At 39.4% G+C, this 16,381-nt stretch carries 15 protein-coding genes and 1 pseudogene; 3 read left to right on the plus strand and 13 right to left on the minus strand.

Annotated elements, in window-relative coordinates; all coding sequences use genetic code 11:
* The first annotated feature begins 178 nt into the window (after positions 1–178).
* Positions 179–724 (plus strand): cupin domain-containing protein, encoded by a 546-nt coding sequence (locus tag MHI48_RS17985; protein WP_047843398.1) that lies wholly within the window; start codon positions 179–181, stop codon positions 722–724.
* A 96-nt stretch (positions 725–820) separates the two neighbouring features.
* Here MHI48_RS17985 and MHI48_RS17990 read toward each other — a convergent pair whose 3' ends face one another.
* The 8 genes from MHI48_RS17990 to MHI48_RS18025 all read right to left on the minus strand — a co-directional run bounded on the left by MHI48_RS17990 (position 821) and on the right by MHI48_RS18025 (position 8,019).
* On the minus strand, positions 821–1,495 hold the full coding sequence (locus MHI48_RS17990) for a GntR family transcriptional regulator (RefSeq protein WP_076317606.1): 675 nt from the start codon (positions 1,493–1,495) through the stop codon (positions 821–823).
* Positions 1,496–1,597: 102 nt separating this feature from the next.
* Entirely contained in the window at positions 1,598–3,232 is a 1,635-nt protein-coding gene (locus MHI48_RS17995) for an extracellular solute-binding protein (RefSeq protein WP_076328521.1), read from the minus strand.
* Between the two features lie 246 nt (positions 3,233–3,478).
* The gene (locus tag MHI48_RS18000; RefSeq protein WP_036613592.1) at positions 3,479–4,351 is read right to left on the minus strand and encodes a carbohydrate ABC transporter permease; all 873 of its coding nucleotides are present in this window, start codon (positions 4,349–4,351) and stop codon (positions 3,479–3,481) included.
* Between the two features lie 12 nt (positions 4,352–4,363).
* Positions 4,364–5,293: an ABC transporter permease subunit gene (locus MHI48_RS18005; protein WP_339177159.1), complete on the minus strand. Its 930-nt coding sequence runs from the start codon at positions 5,291–5,293 to the stop codon at positions 4,364–4,366.
* 588 nt (positions 5,294–5,881) lie between these two features.
* Positions 5,882–6,673: an HAD family hydrolase gene (locus MHI48_RS18010; protein WP_076328520.1), complete on the minus strand. Its 792-nt coding sequence runs from the start codon at positions 6,671–6,673 to the stop codon at positions 5,882–5,884.
* A 28-nt stretch (positions 6,674–6,701) separates the two neighbouring features.
* Positions 6,702–7,211, minus strand: a complete 510-nt coding sequence (locus tag MHI48_RS18015) for a hypothetical protein (protein WP_017688037.1) — start codon at positions 7,209–7,211, stop codon at positions 6,702–6,704.
* A 125-nt stretch (positions 7,212–7,336) separates the two neighbouring features.
* Positions 7,337–7,546, minus strand: a complete 210-nt coding sequence (locus tag MHI48_RS18020) for a DUF896 domain-containing protein (protein WP_017688036.1) — start codon at positions 7,544–7,546, stop codon at positions 7,337–7,339.
* Positions 7,547–7,641: 95 nt separating this feature from the next.
* A complete protein-coding gene (locus MHI48_RS18025; RefSeq protein WP_076328519.1) occupies positions 7,642–8,019 on the minus strand; it encodes a LysM peptidoglycan-binding domain-containing protein in 378 nt (125 codons plus the stop codon).
* A 296-nt stretch (positions 8,020–8,315) separates the two neighbouring features.
* Between MHI48_RS18025 and lexA the strand changes: the two genes are divergently transcribed.
* Positions 8,316–8,942, plus strand: coding sequence for a transcriptional repressor LexA (gene lexA / locus MHI48_RS18030; RefSeq protein WP_017688034.1), 627 nt, complete (start codon positions 8,316–8,318; stop codon positions 8,940–8,942).
* Between the two features lie 105 nt (positions 8,943–9,047).
* Here lexA and MHI48_RS18035 read toward each other — a convergent pair whose 3' ends face one another.
* Positions 9,048–10,349: an aldehyde dehydrogenase gene (locus tag MHI48_RS18035; protein WP_036613580.1), complete on the minus strand. Its 1,302-nt coding sequence runs from the start codon at positions 10,347–10,349 to the stop codon at positions 9,048–9,050.
* 730 nt (positions 10,350–11,079) lie between these two features.
* Between MHI48_RS18035 and MHI48_RS18040 the strand changes: the two genes are divergently transcribed.
* Positions 11,080–11,355, plus strand: coding sequence for a hypothetical protein (locus MHI48_RS18040; RefSeq protein ID WP_076328518.1), 276 nt, complete (start codon positions 11,080–11,082; stop codon positions 11,353–11,355).
* 139 nt (positions 11,356–11,494) lie between these two features.
* Here the strand turns inward: MHI48_RS18040 and MHI48_RS18045 are convergent.
* The 4 genes and pseudogenes from MHI48_RS18045 to MHI48_RS18060 form a co-directional block, all read right to left on the minus strand.
* Positions 11,495–12,795: pseudogene (locus MHI48_RS18045) on the minus strand (IS3 family transposase).
* Between the two features lie 148 nt (positions 12,796–12,943).
* On the minus strand, positions 12,944–13,618 hold the full coding sequence (locus MHI48_RS18050; protein WP_235200808.1) for an adenosine deaminase: 675 nt from the start codon (positions 13,616–13,618) through the stop codon (positions 12,944–12,946).
* 753 nt (positions 13,619–14,371) lie between these two features.
* Positions 14,372–14,701: a hypothetical protein gene (locus MHI48_RS18055; protein ID WP_051447317.1), complete on the minus strand. Its 330-nt coding sequence runs from the start codon at positions 14,699–14,701 to the stop codon at positions 14,372–14,374.
* Between the two features lie 388 nt (positions 14,702–15,089).
* Positions 15,090–16,109: a phosphotransferase enzyme family protein gene (locus tag MHI48_RS18060; RefSeq protein ID WP_036613574.1), complete on the minus strand. Its 1,020-nt coding sequence runs from the start codon at positions 16,107–16,109 to the stop codon at positions 15,090–15,092.
* Between the last annotated feature and the right edge of the window lie 272 nt (positions 16,110–16,381).

Raw genomic sequence — 16,381 nt, forward strand, 5'->3', positions numbered from 1 at the left:
ATCTTCACCCCCGCAAAACGTTAGATCTTAGTTTAACAGAAACTAACTTAATGTGAAAGATCGGGTTTGGTCCCGAAAGATGGCGGGTTTGCACGAATATGAACGGAATTTGAGAATCGACAAAAACAAAGCAATCCGATATAATTCAATTAAACCAAGTGGAAAAGAGGGAAAGAACATGGCTGAAATTGTTATCCGAAATACGAACGAACGCATCACTGGTGACGAAAATGTTCGAAATTTCTTAAACAAATACGAAGTATTATATGAGAAGTGGGACGCTTCCAAACTGAACACTGATCTGCAAAATAACTTTGGATTAACTGATGAACAGAAAACCGAGGTTTTGGAAACTTACGATTATGAAATCAGAGATTTGGCTGCACGTCGCGGATACCAGATCTGGGATGTCATCACGCTGTCCGAACAAACACCAGATATCGAAGAAAAGCTCGCCAAGTTCGAAGAAATTCACACCCACGCTGAAGATGAGATTCGTGCAATTGTTGCTGGTAAAGGAATCTTTGTTATCAAAGCTACAGATGATGTGGGCTACTTTAATGTAGAACTGTCTCCAGGAGACGTTATCTCTGTACCTGAGAATACACCGCACTTCTTCACATTAATGGAGAACAAACAAATTATTGCTGTACGTCTGTTCATCGAAAAAGATGGCTGGATTGCAGATCCATACCCTGATCCTACATTTATCAAACAAGCCTAACACTCTCGTGTTACAACTTGCTTAACCAAAACCCCTGTTCAATTGAACAGGGGTTTTCGCATATGCATATGGAGAGTAGTATACAACATCGGTGCATTATACAAAATAATGCGGGTATTTCGCCCTTATCGATTCCTGTTCAATAACAACGAGTCTAAGATGAGCTTCCATCACCTGAACAGCTTGCTCGGTCTGACGCTCTGTGATAAGACGATAAATCTCTTTGTGCTGGGAGATAATGACCTCCAGGTTGGAGTCCTCCGCTAGACGTAATAAACGCAACCGATTAAACGGAATATTCAGTTGTTGCAACATTTTCCATGTTCTTAGCTTACCCGTGCCCTGGAACAAAATCTGATGAAACTCTTCATCCAGTTCAAAAAGTCGATAGAAATTGTTTTTCCCTATACAGACTTCCTGCATTGCAATGTTGGTTTCAAGTCGAAATCTGAACTCTTCTGGAAAAGAAACACAAGCCAAAGTCACGATTTCCTTCTCCATCTTCTCCCGCATAAACCTGCCTTCTTCCACATGCTCCAGATTAATATGAGAGACGATCGTTCCACTCTGGGGAATAATGTCCAGCAGTTCTTCTTCAGCAAGCTTCATGAATGCTTCTCTCACGGGTGTTCTGCTCACCTGCAGTTCATCTGCAATCTCTTTCTCTGAAATCTTGGTACCCGGCTTAAGTTCCAGGTGAAGAATTCGTTCTTTTAACAGGTTATATGAATATGCCCGGGTCGAGCCTCTAATTTTTTGATTAAGTGACATGCCTAGACCTCTTTCTATCAGCCGTATTCATTCATCTTAGCACAAATTACCGTTCCACTTATATATCGGTGTGAAACGGTAATCTGGCCAACATCAACTATATTATTGCTTGTTTTCTTTGTAGGCTTTGTACGTGTCATTTGCCAGCTTCAGATAATTAGATAATCCTTGACTATCCAGCTCTTTGGCAAACGTATCGAATTCAGACAAGTCCCGTTCACCCAAGATAAATTTAAGTGTATTTTGATCCGAATAATCTTTCAGTGGTGTACTCAGAAGTGTCACCCGTTCACGGTCCTCTGAAGAGTAAGGAATTGGTGGTTCTGCCGGGATCACTTCCTTGGTATCCTTCATGTCTTGCTGGAATTTCAACTCTTCTTCACTAAACATCGATTGCAGCAGATCTGTCGTACCACCGTAGGCAAATACTCCACCAGAGAAACCAAAGTCAATACGCAGATCCTTCGTGCCTTTAGGATTCAAGCCATTGTAGTTCACATCTTCTACCAATTCACGTTTTCCGCCCTCTTTGGTAAATGTTTCGCCTTCAACGCCCCATTTGGCAAACTCTTGACCCTCATCACTGTAGTATAACCAATCCACAAATTGCATAATGGCTTTGAAGTTTTCGCTTTTTTGAATTTTCCCGGATATCATGACACCGTTTTCAAGTCTTGAGCCAGACATTAATTGCCCTTTTGGCCCACCAGGAACTGTAATCTTCGCAACAGAGTATTTACCTTCTCCCAGCGTTTTGTTCATATCATTTCGGTGCAGCACTACCGTTTGGGAATTACCATTAATCATGAATGATTTGCCGGATACAAATTTCTGTACAGCCTGATCATCATCCTGTGTGAAACTTTCTTTGTCCAGCAATCCTTCGGATACCAACTTGTTAAAGTACGTTAGCATTTCCTTATACTCCGGCGTAGTAGCCGTGTACACAAATTCATCCTGATCTTCCTTATACGTCAATCCGTTACCAAAACCCCATCCAGCCTTGGTACCAAAGCCGGTAGCCGCAATACCTAATGTGCTATTAAATTTGAAACGGTCCGAGAACGGAACGGAATCCGGGTACAGCTCTTTGAGTTTCTTTGCAGCGTCATACAGTTCATCCCATGTGGTTGGGATCGCAATGTTATTTTCTTCAAAAACATCTGTTCTTACGATTAATGTATAATCTGGCCATACTTCTTCATGCAGACCCGGGAGTACATAATACTTGCCATCTTCCTGTCGAAGTCCTTCGATTTCTTCTTCCAATCCCCATTTTTCCACTTTATCCTTGAAGTTGGGCATCAAATCAATATAATCACTAACGGGCAGAATCGCACCGGAAGATACAAAAGCAGATTCTTCACCAGGATAGGTCTTTGGAATAACCAGCGGTGCATCACCAGAACTGATTAGAAGAGATCTCTTCTGAGAATAGTCACTCATAGGAACAATCGTTGGCTCAAGTGTAACACCAGTCATTTCAGTCATCTTTTCGAAAAGCAACCAGTCTTTTTTGTACGGATAGGTAGGTTGATCACTATACAGTATCGATAGATTAAACGGCTCAGTCGCCTTGAATGTATCCCCTACATTGTACGTCTCCATCGCTGCCTTGGTTTGAACTTCTGTGACGTCACCTCCTGCTCCATTACCGCTGCTACATGCTGCCAGAACAACGGTCATCATTGATGCCAACACCATTTTACCAACAAACTTACGTGGCTTTTGATTCATTTAGGTTATCCCCCTGAATTTGGTTTAGGTTGACCTTGACTTAAAACTTTTTAATCAATAAAAGCGAAGCGCTCGCCTACAAGCTTTCTGAAAGAAAGCTGCATCGGAAGCATATGCTATCACCGGATTTTCCCTTTTAAAAAGGGAATCGAAAAAATCTGGGGATAACAGCAATTGAAAGGTTATTCTGTCATCGGAGTGTTCCGTGTAAATCATCTTTAGTTCAATTTATATAGCTGCTAGGTATTACTGTTTAACAGACCCTAACATGATACCGGTTACAAAGTATCTTTGGACAAATGGATAGATGGTGAGTATCGGCAAGATGGTTAATACCATCGTTACTGACTTAATATTGGCAGCAATCTGTGTCAGGTTATCAGCTGAGGTTGCACCGGCAGATGCCCCACTTGTCGCTCCTGCAATCATATTGCGCAAATAAATGGTGACAGGGAACAGTTCTTTTTTGTCCAAATACAGAAAGGCTGGGAACCAGGAATTCCAATGACCTACTGCGTAGAACAGCACCATGGTTGCCATAACGGCTTTACTAAGCGGCAATATAATGCGTAACAAGATCCCGTAGGTGTTCAAACCGTCAATGGAGGCAGCTTCCTCCAGTTCTTCAGGCATATTTTCAAAAAATGACTTCATGATCAGCATGTTGTATATGCTAATTGCGCCAGGAACAACAAGTGCCCACATGGTGTTGTTGAACCCAAGGGAATTAATCAACACATAGTTTGGAATCAATCCACCACTGAAGAACATCGTGAATACGGCGAACATCGTCAGAAACTTGCGACCCATCAACCTCTTTTTGGACAGGGCATATGCGAAAATAGTCGTCATAAACATGGAGATTAACGTACCTACTACAGTGTAGATAATCGTATTTTTATAATTCGTCCAGAACATGCTGTCACGTGAGATGGTCTTGTATGTCTCCACATTGAATCCTCTTGGGAACAAACTAACCTTACCCGAATTAATATAGGACTCACTACTGAAGGATTGTGCCACGACATTTAAGAATGGATAGAGCGTTATAAATACCACGAACAGCAGAAAGATGACATTGAATACTTTAAATACCTTGTAAGATCTGGATTCCTGCATGGTGCTCCTCCTTTACCATAAGCTTCTTTGTGTCAGTCTGCGTGAAATGGCATTTACGGAGAACACCAGAATCAGACCGATCAGCGATTCGAACAAGCCAATTGCGGTAGCATAACTGAAGTTACTGGATTCCAGTCCCACCCGATACAGGTAAGTGGAGATCACATCAGATGTCTCGTAGATAAGCGGATTGTACAAGAGTAAGATTTTTTCAAATCCAACTGCTAGGAAATTACCCATGTTCAAAATCAATAACGTCACAATCGTTGGCAAGATCCCTGGTAACGTTACATGAATCGTTTGCTTCCACCGATTGGCACCATCGATACGCGCAGCTTCATACAAAGAATCATCAATGGTTGTCAGTGCAGCCAGATACAGAATTGCCCCCCAACCCATACCCTGCCATACCTCAGAAGTGATATAGATTGTTCTGAACCATTCAGCCCGCTGCATAAAAGGAATATTGTCTCCGGTGAAGAAAGCCACCAGTCCATTAATGGAACCATTCACTGCTGTCAGCTGCAGGATCATACCCGCAACGATAACGATGGACAGAAAATGAGGCAGATATGACGCGGTCTGTACAAACTTTTTGAATCGTTTACTCTTCACTTCGTTAAGCATCAAAGCAAAAATGATTGGAACCGGGAATGTAAAGAGCAATGCAAGTCCGCCCAACATCAGCGTATTACCAAATACTCTCCAGAAGGTAGGGTCCTCAATGAACATTTTGAAGTATCTTAATCCAACCCACGTTTCTCCAAATATACTTCCCCCGGGAACAAAACGTCTGAACGCAATCACATTACCAATCATCGGCCCATATTTGAAAATAAGGAGATAGATGATGGGAAGGATTAATAGTGAATACAGCTGCCAGTCTTTGCGAAACAAGGTTGCTGCCGTTCGTAATCTGCTCTCTTTACGTAAAGATGTCATGGTTAACGTTGTTTTAGCGGTTTCAGACTCCATGTGTTTTCACTCCGATCCAGGACTTGATAAGTAAGAGTAATTCATGTACAATCTCCATCGTTTCTCCTCTTGTAGAAGACAACAACTCCTTTAACTTCACCCCCACTACCAAATAGATAATTGCTAAATGTAAGCGATATCAATTTGGTGTATTATGTAGAATCACACAATCCAAGGTGCTTCACATCATTCATTAGCACTTACTAAGTGGTGTGATTTCCAAATCGGAAGAAGATACTCTAAAATATTAAGCGCTTACAATAAATCAAAATAATAAGCAATAACTCCCTGCTTCCATTTAATGAAGTAAGTCAAAAAGAAATTGCTTTATGACAATCTAAATACTAGTCATACTAGTATGTTAGTTATATTCTAATCCAGCTTCCCCCTAATTTCAATAACTTTTAGTAAAAAAAATGGAGATCTCTTTTAACAAGGTAATTTACTCAACTAGCTCAAATAAAAAAGCATTGGTAACTTCAAGAACGACATCATCGTTCATTGAAGCTTCCAATGTTTCAGGGTGCTGAGGAAAGATGTTATAACTGATTCCGCTTAGAACTTAGCAATAAGCTGATTTAATTCCGATAAATGTGTTATTTCATGGTCTGGCGCATACTCTTCATTGTTGGTCTTATGCTCACGGTTAATCCATACGGATTGGATGCCAGATGATAAAGCACCACGAATATCAGTCGTTAACTTGTCTCCAACCATCATGCTCTCTTCGGGTTTAACACCCAGTTTACTCAAAGCATGTTCAAATATCGACGGATCTGGTTTTCCTTTTCCGAAGTTACCCGAGATAATAATCTCATCAAAGAAAGGAGTCAATTCAGGTACACCATCCAACTTCTCTTGTTGCAAAGCAGGACAACCGTTTGTTAACAACAACAGTTTGTACTTTCCTTGTAACTGACGCAAGGTATCCATCGTTTCTTCGTATACATGAGGTCTGGATCTCCGTTCTACTCCAAACTGTGCGGCCAGTTGTTCAGCAAGATCTTCCCGATCTATACTCAACTTCAACAAGCCACGACGCCATGATTCTTTACGGTAAACTGGAGCAAGTTGTTCCAACTGACGGAACTCAGGTTGATCCCCACCAGTAAAGTTAGCCCAAAGGCCTTCAAACGGATTGATTCCAATCATTTTAGTAAAAGGAAAGGTTTCATATGATTCATACAGTCCACGTGCCTCATTACGAACAGCTTCTTCAAGTTCTTCTGGTTTAACCCCAGTCTCTTTCGCTGCGATTAGACAAGTCTCATGAAAAGCTTCTCGAACACTACGGTCATCCCATAATAAAGTATCATCTAGGTCGAACAAAATCGCTTTTAACGCCATTCCGATCATCTACCCCTTTATGCAATAATTACTTTTCGACGGTTTCCACGGTGATCTGGTGTGCTTTTGCAAACTTCAGCAAACGTTCTGCAATCGCATCTGTATCGTAACGGTTCAATAACTTGGTGAACACCCATCTTTTCCCGCGACTGTTATGTTCGATAACAACTGTACCTGGTTCAATTCTGAATTTGACGATATCGTCAACCCCAATTGAACGTTCACGATTACCCTTCGTCGTTATAATCCGATTACTGCTAATCTTGATGTATGGACGTCGAAGCATGAAGATGACTGCCAAAAATACGTAAAGCAGCATGGTCACCCAGTCCCAAGTTGTCATTGGAGCTTGCACAAGGAACGTGCTCATAAACAGATACAAAAAGGCGAGACCAATCAAAAATATAGGGAACAAAAGACTGCGTCCCTTAAAGACTTCTTCACCTGGTGTACCTGTGATTGGTTGACCACTTTTTTTGCGTTGCTGATTTAACTGCTTGGAATTTTTCTTAACCGTTCTCTCGAACGAACGCGACATGAGAATCCCCCTTATGTGTCTTTGTATCGGCTTACATAATTGCAAACCAACATTTCCCCCTATAAATTGCACACTCAAAATAACAGGAAGAAACCTAAATATCATAATGATATCATTAGGTTTCGTTAGTGTTTGAGTTTGCCTTGGTGGCCTTTGTCATTCTCATCATCAACAATCTCAATGGTATCCAGTTGTTGTCTGAAATTGCTGCGAATATTACTCAAATAAATCTCTCTTAGCTCGGCACGTTCAGCAAGCTCTTCCTCCGACAATCCAGTGGACTTTTGCTTACGAGCCAATTCGTTAATGCGTGCTACCAGACTATCTATATCCAAGCTTGTCCCCTCCAAAAATACAAAGTCATATTAACTTTGCCATTATAAAGGCTGCTTGTCAAGCTGACACGCGCTAACACTCATTGATGTGCATTTTATTCTGCAAATTGCGGTAGAGCTAGTACTTGTCCCACTTGGATGGAAGTTGTATGAAGTTGATTCACTTTCTTAATTGCTTCTATATATATACGTGTATCCATATTCGTCGGTTTATGTTCCAAAGAAATACTCCATAATGTTTCCCCTTGTGAAACAGCTATCTTTCCTCCAGGCAGAACAGCATTCTCATTGCCGGCAAATACAGTTAAAACGGTGCTGCATCCAATAAATATAATCATAGAGGTAATGACTACCTTTAACATCCATGAAGAAATCTTGAAACGCGCTAAAACCTTCTTGTAGTTCCCTATGTTAGACTTCACCAGTTCCGAATTCATTGGTTCATAAATGCTTTGATAAGTAGAATATCTCATTAAATACCCGCCTCCAAACGTTTGTTCCTATCTGTTGGAATCAATATAACACGAACACTTGTTTTGTTCAATAGATTTTTAGAACAATTGTTCGCTTCTTTTTTGAAGGAGAAATATCTTATTTCAAGTCCTTTTACAAAACATTTGCAGTATTATGCTCTGACTTTTGGACAATTTCTGTTCTATAAGTTAAAAAACACTGATTTAATGCTATTTTATTTAGAACTTATGTTTGTACGAACGGAGGTTCTATGTTATAATTTTCCCAAACGTTACTAAAATGGGGTTGATACGGTATGTCGAAGATATCCAGCAGGCAGCAGGCTATTCTGGAGTTTATACGAAATGAAGTCCGGTTGAAGGGGTATCCTCCTTCCGTACGGGAAATTGGTGAAGCGGTTGGACTGGCTTCCAGCTCAACAGTACATGGACATTTGGATCGTTTGGAGAAAAAAGGTTTGATCCGACGCGACCCTACCAAGCCAAGAGCCATTGAGCTTTTGAGCCAAGAAGAATCTGAGCATTCTCATCAATTTGCTCATAGCGTTGCACGTATTCCTGTTGTTGGTAAGGTTACAGCAGGGGTTCCAATCACTGCAACCGAGAACATTGAAGACTACTTCCCTCTTCCTACACATTATGTAGGCGAACAGAAAGTGTTTATGCTTTCGGTAGTCGGAGATAGCATGGTGGAAGCTGGAATCGTTAACGGAGATTACGTTATTGTCCGTCAACAGCAAACTGCTGATAACGGTGATATCGTCGTTGCAATGACTGAAGACGATGAAGCTACAGTGAAAACGTTCTATAAAGAGAAAGATCATATTCGCCTTCAACCGGAGAATGCGACCTTCGAACCTTTACGTTTGAAACATGTTAGTATTCTGGGTAAAGTCATTGGCCTTTTCCGAGATATTCATTAATATTTAACTTGAGTAACAAAACTAGATGTAATGAAATACGAAAGAGGTTATCCTGATCAACAGGACAACCTCTTTTTTTCATGTTTATGTTATTTTAGCGGCTAATTATTCACTGCGTTTCAGAACACTCTTGTGATGCGAGAACACATCAAAGCTCTGTTGTCCGTGATATGAGCCCATACCGCTCTCTCCTACACCACCAAACGGGAGGTAGTGTGAAGTCATATGAGAAAGTGTGTCATTAATACATCCCCCACCGAAGGATACTTGATTCAGAACCTGATCCTGCAGCTGCTCATCCTGTGTGAAGAGATATAGCGCCAATGGTTTTGGCCGGCGAACAATCTCATCCAGCATAGGATTCAGGTCACTGTACGTAAATACAGGAAGAATCGGACCGAAGATCTCTTCTTGCATGACAGCTGATTCCCAGTTCACATCACCAATTACCGTCGGCTCAATAAGCAACTGCTCACGTACAGAACGCCCACCAATTAGTGTTTTGCCATCTGTGAGGAATTTCGACAACCGATCAAAATTACGCGCGTTGACAATATGCGGGAAATCAGAGTTCTGTAACACATCGTCCCCAAATTTATCTTTGATCTCTGCGCCAATCAGATTGATCAATTCATCATGAACTTGTTCATGCACAAGCAAGTAATCCGGAGCAACGCAAGTTTGCCCTGCATTCAGGAACTTTCCACGAACAATACGCTGGGCCACCAGCTTCAGATCTGCATCACTGTGGACAATAGCAGGACTCTTGCCCCCTAGCTCCAGGGTTACAGGAGTTAAATGCTCCGCTGCTGCCTTCATAACAATGCGACCAACCCCCGTACTGCCTGTGAAGAAAATATAATCAAACTTCTCTTTCAACAATGCTGTGCTAGCCTCGACTTCCCCTTCCATAACCGCAATATACTCCTGAGGGAAGATCTCCTGAATCAGATCATACGTCAGACGAGATACGGCTGGTGTTAATTCAGAAGGCTTGATAACTGCACAGTTACCGGCTGCAATTGCTCCAATCAGTGGACCAAAGGCCAGTTGGAAAGGATAGTTCCAAGGTGCAATAATAAGAGCCACTCCGTATGGTTCAGGGTAAATGGTACTCACCCCATCCGGCATAGCCGAATTGGTTGGGACTTGTTTTGGTACAGCCCATTCCTGCAGGTGTTCTAATGCAAAATCCAGTTCACCCAGAACAATGCGAATCTCGGAACCGTAAGCTTCCGCCTCTGATTTGTTCAAATCTGCCCGAAGTGCATCTTGAATCCGTTGCTGATACTTTTCAATTCCCTTTCTAAGCTGTTGAAGTGCATTAATCCGATACTCGATATTTTTAGTTTGTCCTGTATAAAAAAATGTACGTTGTTCTGTCACAAGTTGTTTTGCCTGATCCATATTAACATCTCCAATTAATTATTTAAAATTAAATTGTTTAAAATTTAATTAAAGTATACCTCTTCTATATGAAACTTTCAACATACAAATGAAACATCCATTTGTATGTATTTGAACGATGGTTGGAATTTTAAATGAGTGAATGCTAGTATTCCTTTCTATTTCATGGCTATCAGAATTAAAAGGAAGTTTGATTTAAATCTTTTGCTTCAGACAGTTTAATATTAATGAAAAGTGAGTTTTGCGATTATCTAAATCGACGAACGAATATGTTTGTTATAAAGGTAAGCCTTGGTCACAGATAAACACAAAAATGTTACGTGGGCAAGTGAAGAAGAATCAGGGGACATGTTTTGGCAATTTGCTTTCAGATGATTTATCCATTCCCGGTCACAACTTCACAACGAGCAGATTTTAATCCAACAACTACTCCTGAGAGCTGTCTTCGAAGAAAGGGTTAAATAATATCAAATCAACTTGTACTACTTCTATTAAAAAAAGTCATCTAGTATCTCACTCATCCGCTGCATTTCATGATCGTCCAAATCTGTTTAGATTGGATATACTATTTAATCAGTTGGAGGAATTTTTGGAAGTTACGTTAGTAGATCTGTAGGGGGTGAAATACAAATCACAATGTAATATATATCATAATTTTACATAGAATTATATGGTATTTTTAGAAAGTAAAGTTTTATAATTCATTCAAAAAAATTTAGGAGGTATTTACATGAAAAAGAAACTAGCCACAATTGGAGCGCTCACTGCTATAGTAGCAAGTATTGCTGTTCCAGCATCACTTGCTTCTGCCTCATCTTCTGTTCAAGGTTCTGTAACTGCACAAAGTGTTACGATTCAGGCGACGCAAAAATATGTGAGATATTCAGATGCTAACAATAAGTATGGAGATGCGAAGTATGTTCCAAAGACATATACTTATGCTGATGGAGTTTGGTATGGAGTACTCAATCTAGCATCTACTACCTACTCAAACGGATTATATTAAGGAACTATGAAGGTTACGTAACGAAAATGGAGTAATTTTGTCATCACAATAAAATTCACGTATATTAAATATAACAATACTAAAAGAAGGCTTCTGAATTCTAAAGTGTACCCTTTGTAAAGGACATTTTGAAAAAAAACTAGGCAACTTGTTGAAGCTGCTGTCTGTATTTTACAGGCGGCAGCTTTTTCAAATTCCATTGCCCTCGATAATGATTGTAGTACGTCATATAACTCTTAATTTCTCGTTTTACTTCTTCTAATGTTTCGCAATCTTTGATATTCGTTTCATCCTTAAAATGCCCAAAGAACGATTCTTGGGGAGCATTATCCCAACAATTGCCTCGACGTGACATGGATTGTCTTAATCCCATTTTCTTCACTACGGATTGGAATTGTGGTTTCGTATAATGAAAGCCTTGATCAGAATGGATCAACGCATCTTTGGTTAAATGGCGATGCTTCTGTAATTTACGAAGCGTGTTTAGCGCAATTCCTATACTTAACGAAGAAGAAACTTCATACGCTAAAATTTCATTCGTCTGTGCGTCTTTAATCGTCGATAAATACGCACGTTTATTGACTTTTTACGTTAAATATGTGATATCGCTTAATAACACCTTTCCCGCCTCGCCTGGCTTAAAATTGCGCTGTAATTCGTTTGGACAAGTGCGATGTTCTTTCGTTGCTTTTGCCATTCTACGGGCTGGATTAGACTTTCGAATGGGACAGATGATCTCAAATTTCTTCATGATCCGGCGAATCCGCTTCAAGTTGAACGTCATTTTGTACTGATTTTCTAACGTCATTTTGATTTGGTGTGCTCCTTTTTTTCGTCCACGAAAATGATACGCCTTTACAATCTTATCTGTTTTGGCTTTAGCTACACGCTTCTGCACTGATTTTTCAGAGAAGCAATTGTAGTATCCAGAACGTGGTACTTCCATAACATCGCATAGATAGCTGATTAACCGTTTCATTTTATACGTTCTGATCGTCCGATAAATGAGTTCAAACTTCAGCTCTGGTGCCACTTTTATTTCTTTTTCAACATCTGCCTTTCGAGTAGATCGAGTTTTTTTAGCAGTTCATTTTCCGCTCGTAACAATTGATTTTTTGCTTCTAATCGTTCAATCTTTTGTTCTAATGTTAATTCACGTTCCTATGGGCGACCTGAATTTGTTTTACGTGTATCCTGTAAGCCTTCTACACCCGCTTCACGATACGAAGCACGTCAACGTTTTCCGGAAGAACGAACACGCTCCAAACCAATACATTCAACATCTAAGCCTGCTTCTTCAAAAATGTCTCGTGGCAGTTTCCCCTGTTCATTTTGTGCAATGAAATGGCGCTTAAATTCATCGGTGTACGTAATCGCCTTTTCGCTAACAGCGATTACATTTGGATTCCGTTTTAGCAGTTCTTGTTCTTTCTTTGTCAGTAATCTTTTCGTCGTAACATTTCCGCTCCAACCTCTTTTTTTTCATTATAAACAAAATACCCTATAAGATGGGCTTTTTTCAAAGTGTCCATCTTATAGGGTACATTTTAACTTTAATCGGCTTTTTCTATCCCACAACATAAAAGAATTAATACTCGTTTACTGGACCACAACCAAAAGGTTGGCAAGTCTGGATTGTCGAAGCGGTATCAATAAAATCGGTATAATCATGATATTTGTAATAATGATGGTCTTTCCTGATGAATAAAGTCGCATTAAAATCACTATGCTTAACATCTCTAGTATATGTTTTTGTTACCCAATAGGCTCTGGGTGCATCCTTAGAAACATAATAACCACCGATGCTTACAAGTATGCCCGCTATTCTACCACCTACAGGTCCTCCTATAAAGGAAGCAAGTATACCTGCTATTGCAGAAGCAGTTGCATATATTATCTCTGTGGAATTTTCTACTTTGCCTTTATATACATAACCGTCTGCTAATGCTTGTGGCGAGAAACTGAGATCTTCGTGAATAGGTTTTATTTCGTTTGTAGCATAATTCACTTCGCCAGTTTGAAGATTTTCATACTTTACTTTAGTCTCATCAACTTTTGTAATTTTTAACTTATCTTTACCATTTAAATCTGTTGCAATATAATAGCTGTCATATTGAATTAATGTAGAACCGTCTTTAAAAGTGATGGAATTATCGGTTGTACTTTCGACTAGTTCTAAAAGGCTATTTTCCACTTGAAGTGCTGGGAAAGAATTTGCCTGATCTTGAGCGAATGCTGGAATTGAGATAGATGTAGAAAGCATGACTCCGGCTAAAATGTTTTAGCAATTTTCATTGTTTGTATCATTTTAGTCCTCCATTCAATTCTAATCTTTCTTTTTTCTAAAAAAATCGAATTTGATTACGTAATCAAACAAAGATGTAATCACAATAGCACCAATTGGAATAAACAAATAAACCCAGAACGGATTATTTGGAGCTTCGCCAGGCGGAGAATCTGTTAAAATAAAGTAAAGAACAATGCAATAGATTATAGCCAATACAATACCTGTTATGTTTCTATTTTTCATAGTTGCTCTCACCTCTTGTTCACAGAATCAAGTATTGTATTTCCAACTCAAAAATATTATGACATAAATTTGGTATAATTTCTCTTATATACCTTAAAGTTTTTAAATAATATTTATGATGATAGCTTTAACCAGTATAATCCCCTTTGCTCAACAGCTATTTTCAGTACTATATTTCGTTTTTAATATCTGACTCCCTATCTCAGCGTTGCAGTTGCTATATAATAATATGTAACTTCTCATGCGCTAGGATACTAAATGATATTTTCAGTTAAACGCACAATGATTAGACACATCTCTATTCCGACACTTGGTACAAGGTATAAGTTCTGGTCTCGAACTAAGGACATGAACTATAAAGCTAAAGTATGGTCAAATTCTCTGAAATAGGGTAGAATTGTTATAGTTACTTTCTCAGCGATAAAACAAATGTAGTAGACTAAACATAACTTTCGGAGCCAAATATGACTCCTGCACAAACGAGCCTTATATACAAAGGCTCGTTTTTTGATTTATCTTGTAAAATATCTTTTCCGTTACTAATTCGAAGATTTTCCTTTTTACATCTTTCAACAACAACATTTTACTGCTCTGTTCGATACTTTGATTAACTTGCGCTCGCTGTAAGGCGGTTTTACATACACAAAAAAAGAAATAACGTTCTATACAGTACCCGTTCTCTCGACATGTGCCATCATCTCTTATCAGAAGTTTTCCCATCATTCCTACAGCTACCCATTCTGGACGCTCCGTATAGGACGGATGCTTTCCATATAAAAGCTCGATCTTCCATAATGCCTCAACCGTTTTTGGCATCTCGCTGAACTGAACATTCGGCGCAAACCATCAAGCCCCTAGAAAAGAAAAAAGACGACCCACCAATTCGAGTCGCCTTCATTCCAACTCAATGCCAGTTTAAAAAATCACGAAACGACCCAAACAGCTCCGTCAAAATACACCCCGAAAATGAAGGGGAACTAGAGAAGCTGAAGAACAATTGGATCGGACAAACTTCATGAATAAGCATAAATCTTCATAATAAACAGAAAAGTTTCAGCGCTAAGTACACAAGTAGATCTTATATAAACTCGAAGTCATAGCTCACGTTTTTAAAACTTGATGATACGAACAAACACTCTAAACAGCGACCTATTGTAAATCATCACCATAAGATATCATTATTTTAGCCCGGTATCGGTTAGTATTAATCCACATTTACAGGCTCGATCACTTCGAATAAAAATGGATTACCATTTAAATATTCTCTTATGTATGCTTGGGCATACTTTTGTTCATCGATTAAACTGGTTGTTTCTCTTGGATCAGAGGAGTGATGGCAGGTGTTCTCGATCATGAACATGACAAAAAAACATTCCAGATCCCGAATATAGTCCGTTTCCAACTTCCTAATACTCTCATAACCTTGGACAAGCATCCATCGATGTTTTGGCCAAAGCTCCAATATGGTACCTGCCATATCATAGAGATAATATCCGTACCCACATCTTCCAAAATCAATCGGATAGGGTTGATTATCTCTAAAAACCATATTACCGGTATGTAAATCAGCATGAATGAGCCCATAGTTATGTTCACTTGGATGCATCGTGGTAAGTTGGGATACAACCTTCTCAGCTGCATCTTGATACAGCTTCCACCCCTCTTCGGATAAAAAACGTTCATAATAACGTTCCAACTTAGCCATTTCACGTTTAAAACTTTCTACTCCCCAAGTAGGTCTTACAAAATCAGAAGGTGGATTGAAATCCTTTGCCGCTGCATGGAGCCTGCTCATCAATACACCCATATTATATGCTTGATTATCTGTAAATTCACCTACTGCTTTTTCACCTTCTATCCACCGCATCATCGTTACATAAGGGCGCCTATATCCTATCTCTGTTTCGATGTCCAATACATAAATACTATCACAATTTGCCATCCCTTCTGGTACAGTTAGATCTTTCGATTTGTTCAGGGCTTGTAACAGTAGGAGCTCCGAACGAATTTCCTCTCTGCTTAATCGGTCCGAATGAATGCGAAGTAAATAATTGTTATCTGTACTGGTTTCAATTTTATAGGTGATCGTATCGGATAGTTGAATAAACTGGATGTTATCCCATTCTAAGTCATACTTTCGAATTGCAGATAAAGCGACTTTCCTTGCTCTGATTAATAACGCCCGCCGTTCTTCATCAGTATCAAATCTAAAAAAATCATTCATTTGTTATCCCCCTACAGTTTTATGAAGTAAACCAACTACTTCTCTTATATGTTATTATAACGATAGTAAAAGCTTGAAAATATGTAGTAAACAATTTAAACCATAATATACACAAAAAAGTCACATTAGAATTTCTTCCAATGCGACTTTTGTTAAACTATTATTTTGTATAACGATCTTTTTAATAGTATCGCTTGAAAAGAAAAATCGATCTGAAAGTTTCTCGATAGTGCCACCATCGAGAAACTTTCGCCGGATTTCATCATTTCTAA

This window comes from Paenibacillus sp. FSL H7-0942 (assembly GCF_045040715.1).
GTDB classification, from domain to species: domain Bacteria; phylum Bacillota; class Bacilli; order Paenibacillales; family Paenibacillaceae; genus Paenibacillus; species Paenibacillus amylolyticus.